The following is a 5,097-nucleotide window of genomic DNA, read 5'->3' on the forward strand; positions in this document are numbered from 1 at the left end:
GCCCTTCTAAGCAAGCGATGTACACTTGCGGCGAGCGGGCGATCTTATCAAGCGTCTCGTTGCAGAACAGGCAAAATTGCGTTTTGAACCGCGGGTCGGCCGACCGCAAAAAGTTGATGTCCGCCCCGGCCGAGAAAAACTTCGGCACATCGCTCATGAGAATGACGACTTTGATGTCCGGATCGAAGCGGATGTCATCGATCGCTGCGTTGAACTCTTTATAAAACTCCAGGTCGTACGAGTTTGATTTGTTGATGTGCAAGTGGATTTCTGCAATCCCCTCTTCTTTGACGACAGTTAAGTATTGTTTTTTCGTTTCTACAGCTACCATTCTCTCATTCTCCTTCCCGATATTTTGATGTGATGCAGGCAACTTCCCAATAACCCGTTTTTGAAAGTTCATTTCCGCTTTTGCCATTCCGAAAACATAGAAAGTACAGCTCGTTTCACGTTTGTTTGTTTCTCACCTCCTGTTATGTCTTCCTTATTTCAACTGAACAAATGGTTCAGCGGCAACCGCTTTCAATTCCTGTTGCAAGCGTTCAACGAGCTGGACTCCGTTCGGCAAATACCCTTCTCGCTGAAGCTCTTCCTTCGTCTCAACATCTTTTAACCAAACAGCCACTTCATTCGCCGCAGCGTTCAACGCTTGGCGGAAATGGCGGGGGACAGCGCCTTGATCATGAATTAGCTGCTGAGCCCAGTTTTTGGCATAAGCAATATGGTCTTGTTGTTCACGAACCAATTTTTGAATTTTCGAAACAACAGCTGGATGGTTCGCCTGTAACGCTGACTGCAAGATGGCATCAATCGCCGTGTTGACCGTATATAAGGCGGCGATGAGCGTGATCCAGTTGTGAACGTTTACTGCGCTTGACATCGCCTTTCCAGATTGTCCGTAAATCTCTGGTTTTTTTCCTTTTAACCCGCGTAAATCAAAACACCAGTTGTACAGCAAGCGTGCGTGCCCCAATTCGCCTTGGGCCATCGCGATCGCTGCCAATGTCGCTTCCAAATTCGGGCCGCTGATCCCGACCTCAACAAGACGGTCGCCAAGAACGTATTTATTATCAGCGATCGTTTCAAGCAGCTCAACAAGCGAATGTACACTAGGCTGCATCTGTTCCATTACGCCCTCTCCCCTTTCTAGGCAAATAGCCATTTTGGTTTTCTCACCCAAACGAGTTCGCTGCGGTCGACAACGACCATTTCCACCCAGTCTTCCTCATCGTACGTATAGGAAGCATACACTTTTGCCAACTCCTCGTTTTCCGCTTCCACCGTGCCAATATGGGCCAATTGGTCGCCCCGCTTTACACGGGCGAAAATATCAAACGTTTTCCGATGTTGGGCCGCTGTCATGTTGAACTCACCCCCCAATATTTCAATTTTTCACGTCCTTCCAAGCTGATCCGGTCAACCGTCCAAGGCGGATCCCAGACGACGTGAATATGCACATCGCGAATCTCTTCTTCCTTAAGCAGACGGTTGCGGATATCTTGCTCGATCCATTCCATACAGGCGCACGAGACGGCTGTATACGTCATCGTGACCTCGAGTTCGTCGCCTTTTTTTTCAATATCGTAAATAAGCCCCATGTCGACGACGCTGATCGGAAATTCCGGATCCATCACTTCCTTCAGTGCCTGCCAATATTTTTCGGTGCCTTGCTTGCTCATTACACCGCTTCCTTTCGCAATTGCTCAAGCTCTTTGGCTCCTTTTTGAATCCGGGCAACAAACTCTTTATTTCTCGGACCTCTCTGCTTAAACCGTTGGATGACGTTGTCCCACGTATCCGGCTGGTCGAACAGCCATTTTTTATTCACTGGGTCAAATTTGCACGGGAACGGGACATCAAGAACATATTTTTGCTGCTCTTCGTCGTAGTGGGCCGGCACTTTAACACCGATCGATTCGCAGAACGGAACGGCGGTGGACAGCCATTTTTGCCGCAGCTCATCGTTCGTCCGTCCTTTTAATCGGTATTCAAGCTGTGCCGAGCGGCTTTTCAGCCGGTCCTCAACCCCGAAAAATTCAAGCGCCATTAAAAACATCCAATCGACTGCTTTTTGTACTTCTTCACGCAAATTCGGATCTTGCATAGCGGTTCTCATAATAATCTCACCGTTGCGAAGGTGGAACAGCTCTTCTTTATCCACTTTCACGAGCGCCCGCTTCCACGGTCCGTAGGACGTATGTTCAAACGCATCGCCGAGGAGCGTGTAGCCTGCCCGGTCAAAAAACGCATTAAAGACACCAAGTTCAATCCAGTTCGATAGTTCAAAGTCAAAGGCGTACGGGTTTTTCCAGCGGTGCGCTTCCCGTTCATAAAGCAGTTGGTCGACATCCTCGCCTAAATCTTTCAACAACCGGTAAGCGATGTGGGCATGGCCGATTTCATCTTGCATGATGGCCAACGCCGTAATTTTACTGTTGAGCGTCGGTGCTTGATCATACACAGTCAACAGCGGCGGGACGCTTAACAGTTCGGTATCGCCGACGATCGTCAACGTCTGTTTCAATGCTGTTAAATACTCCTCATTCATATCCTCGATTCCTTCGACGATAAATCCACTTTGCACTTTTTCTTTCAGCAATGTAGCTTGATCCATTTCCTCACCCTCTTTATTACGTTTTTTTAACTACCGTATTCTAAGCATAATATTAATACACTATAAAGCTCATTGTCAACTTAAAAATACAAAAAATCTGAAAATTATTTTTTACCTTAATAACCTTAGATTTTCTAAATGTTTTGCCCACCTTCTTTGGTTCATCTTCGCCAGTCGTCTTTCGAAACATGCAATGTTTATTTTCCGTCCGTACATTTTTCATGCAACTAAAAAACTGCGCAACAATCCCCCCTGCTGTTTCATAAGGCAAAAAAAAAAGCCCAGCTGCTTGCACAGCTGGCTATTCGTCATGATACATACACGATCACACCGTGATGCTCGTCTTGTTGAACTTGACCGGTGGATCGTAAATATTCTAAGTGCGCTAACGTTTCCGCCACTGCAAACCGCCATTGGTGGGCCGTCAACGACTTATGGCCGAACACAAGATCAGCCACTTCATAGGCGGTTCGCCCTTTATCTGTCAGCGCTTTCATCTTTTGTAACCGTTGTTCATGATGGCGGAAAATATCGCCAATCCGCTCACGAAATTGACGAATTACTGCGCCATGGGCGGGCAGGGCAACGTGAACATCCAGCTCCTCCACTTTACGCAAAGAAGCGAAATATTGCTCCAACGGATTCGGGTGGGCGCCCGGCCATACACTAATGTTCGGAGTAATGCGGTCCAGCACGTGATCAGAGACGATCAGTTGACGCGATTCCGGCTGATAAAAACTCACAAGCCCATCACTATGTCCCGGAACCGGGATGACCGTCCAGCGCTGCTGCCCTAGCACAATTTCGCGGCTATCTAAAACCGTCAACACCGGAAACGGGCTGACGCGCAATGACAGTTTCCACATGTTCTCTTCGATTTCCGACACAAGTTCATCCGGAACGCCATGGCGGCGAAATAGTGCAGCGATTTCGCTCGCTTGGGAGCTCTCTTCCCCCCACACCCGTTCGGCCATCGCATAATCCGGTTCGCTGATCCATATCGGCGCTTCCGTCTGCTGCTGCATCCAACCGGCAAGACCAAAATGGTCAGGGTGGAAATGGGTGATATAAATGGCGCGAACGTGCCGCGGCTTGATCCCTAATTGCCGGAACACCGCTTCCCAAGCGCGCATGGCCTCAGGACAACGAAATCCGACGTCGACCAAACTCCACCCATCCGCTTCTTGACATACATAACAATACACATATTTCATCGGAAACGGAACGGGAATCGGAACGCGATACACCCCATTTCCCACCGCTTCAATTTCCGTATGTGCCATCTCTTTCTCCTCCCCCTTGCTCTTTGCCCTTTTCATTATAAACGGGCATATGTACAGACTAAAATGTCCTAAATCATCTCCATGAACGGATTGATCGCTTTATCCCGATTAAACGTCTCCTCGCGGTCCGGAGCAGGCTCAAACAATGTCTCGAAATAACGGATGGCAGGAATAGCTAGAAGCTGATGGACATTGAAAAACAGCTCACGCGCTCTCGTCCCGCTCCAGTCGTCCGGCAATAAATCATGCGGAAAGCCTGGGTCAATAAAGAAAAAGCTTCGATACTCATGCACGAGCCTCGTCCGTTCAATGAAACATTCGCGGTCGGTCAGCTCATTGTTCCAAGCCCGCTTTTGAAACTCCTCATACTTTCGTCCGTACGTTTCAATAAACTGGTCATACTCTTTAGCGATATGGGCAAAATCCCAGCCGCGCTCGATAATTTGCTCGTTGCTGTGCGACACAATGGAGTCGGCCGTAAACAACATGACATACGGCTCCAAATGATAATCTTTAATCCATTCCATGACTTGCGGTTCAATCGGGTTCGGACTCGCCCACGTTCCGTGGGAAATAAGACCAAACCCCATTAAACTCAATTCTTTGCGGATTTGGCTGCGCAACTCCCGCTTTTCCTCCGGAACGGAATACGTTAACACACGCCAACGGCCATCCCACTTATAGTTCCGCAGCGAATAAACGCGGGTGAATCCGTCCATCATCGTCCGCTTTCCTTTTGGCGTCAAGGAGTAATAGCTATTATTGCCGATCTTCCGCACCTCAAAAAACTCCTGCTGCACCATCCGTAGCGCCGCCCCGCGAATGGACGACTCGGAAATGCCGAAGTGGGACATCATTTGGATCAGACTTCCGATCCATACTTCATTCCCATAATGTTGAATATATTCCCCAAATAGCGTAAACATGAGTGCCCTTGGCTTCATTGCAACACACCTATCTTTTTCAAATTTTTCTTTTATTATGGTACATTTCCCCTCTCTTTTTCAATTCTTGAAATGATTTTTTGCATAAAAACATATCGGCCAAATTGGCCGATATGCATAAAAAGTGCATTAAATCCCTTTCCAATTTGGTTGGCGTTTTTCCAAAAAGGCGCTCAACCCTTCTTTCGCATCTTCCGAGCGGAACAACAAGTTTTGCAGCTCGCCTTCGTAGCGAATCGCCACATTCAACGGCATT

General features: G+C 48.0%; 7 protein-coding genes and 1 pseudogene. All 8 read right to left on the reverse strand.

All coding sequences use genetic code 11. From position 1 onward, the window contains the following. On the reverse strand, positions 1–331 hold a 331-nt coding region (locus ACTVDO_RS17120; RefSeq protein ID WP_442901941.1), incomplete at its 3' end, for an enoyl-CoA hydratase/isomerase family protein. Positions 332–484: 153 nt separating this feature from the next. Next, complete coding sequence (locus tag ACTVDO_RS17125; protein WP_020960117.1) at positions 485–1,129, reverse strand: Phenylacetic acid catabolic protein; 645 nt, start codon at positions 1,127–1,129, stop codon at positions 485–487. A gap of 17 nt (positions 1,130–1,146) precedes the next feature. Next, the gene (locus ACTVDO_RS17130) at positions 1,147–1,362 is read right to left on the reverse strand and encodes a hypothetical protein (RefSeq protein ID WP_020960118.1); all 216 of its coding nucleotides are present in this window, start codon (positions 1,360–1,362) and stop codon (positions 1,147–1,149) included. Next, the gene (locus ACTVDO_RS17135; protein WP_020960119.1) at positions 1,359–1,679 is read right to left on the reverse strand and encodes a metal-sulfur cluster assembly factor; all 321 of its coding nucleotides are present in this window, start codon (positions 1,677–1,679) and stop codon (positions 1,359–1,361) included. The genes ACTVDO_RS17130 and ACTVDO_RS17135 overlap by 4 nt, the downstream gene beginning before the upstream one ends. Next, complete coding sequence (locus ACTVDO_RS17140) at positions 1,679–2,614, reverse strand: Phenylacetic acid catabolic protein (protein ID WP_020960120.1); 936 nt, start codon at positions 2,612–2,614, stop codon at positions 1,679–1,681. Before ACTVDO_RS17140 ends, ACTVDO_RS17135 begins: the two co-directional genes overlap by 1 nt. A gap of 308 nt (positions 2,615–2,922) precedes the next feature. Beyond that, entirely contained in the window at positions 2,923–3,897 is a 975-nt protein-coding gene (locus tag ACTVDO_RS17145; protein WP_442901942.1) for an MBL fold metallo-hydrolase, read from the reverse strand. Positions 3,898–3,965: 68 nt separating this feature from the next. Continuing rightward, positions 3,966–4,841: a PaaX family transcriptional regulator gene (locus ACTVDO_RS17150; protein WP_020960123.1), complete on the reverse strand. Its 876-nt coding sequence runs from the start codon at positions 4,839–4,841 to the stop codon at positions 3,966–3,968. A gap of 129 nt (positions 4,842–4,970) precedes the next feature. After that, positions 4,971–5,097 (reverse strand): annotated as a pseudogene (locus ACTVDO_RS17155) (enoyl-CoA hydratase/isomerase family protein); the annotation flags it as partial.

It is taken from the genome of Geobacillus sp. BK01 (genome assembly GCF_052220245.1).
GTDB lineage: Bacteria > Bacillota > Bacilli > Bacillales > Anoxybacillaceae > Geobacillus.

Bases quoted from the DNA above. Each gene is read 5' to 3' on its own strand.
- ACTVDO_RS17145 (WP_442901942.1), bottom strand. From the start codon at position 3,897: ATGGCACATACGGAAATTGAAGCGGTGGGAAATGGGGTGTATCGCGTT.
- ACTVDO_RS17150 (WP_020960123.1), bottom strand. From the start codon at position 4,841: ATGAAGCCAAGGGCACTCATGTTTACGCTATTTGGGGAATATATTCAA.
- ACTVDO_RS17135 (WP_020960119.1), bottom strand. From the start codon at position 1,679: ATGAGCAAGCAAGGCACCGAAAAATATTGGCAGGCACTGAAGGAAGTG.
- ACTVDO_RS17130 (WP_020960118.1), bottom strand. From the start codon at position 1,362: ATGACAGCGGCCCAACATCGGAAAACGTTTGATATTTTCGCCCGTGTA.
- ACTVDO_RS17125 (WP_020960117.1), bottom strand. From the start codon at position 1,129: ATGGAACAGATGCAGCCTAGTGTACATTCGCTTGTTGAGCTGCTTGAA.
- ACTVDO_RS17140 (WP_020960120.1), bottom strand. From the start codon at position 2,614: ATGGATCAAGCTACATTGCTGAAAGAAAAAGTGCAAAGTGGATTTATC.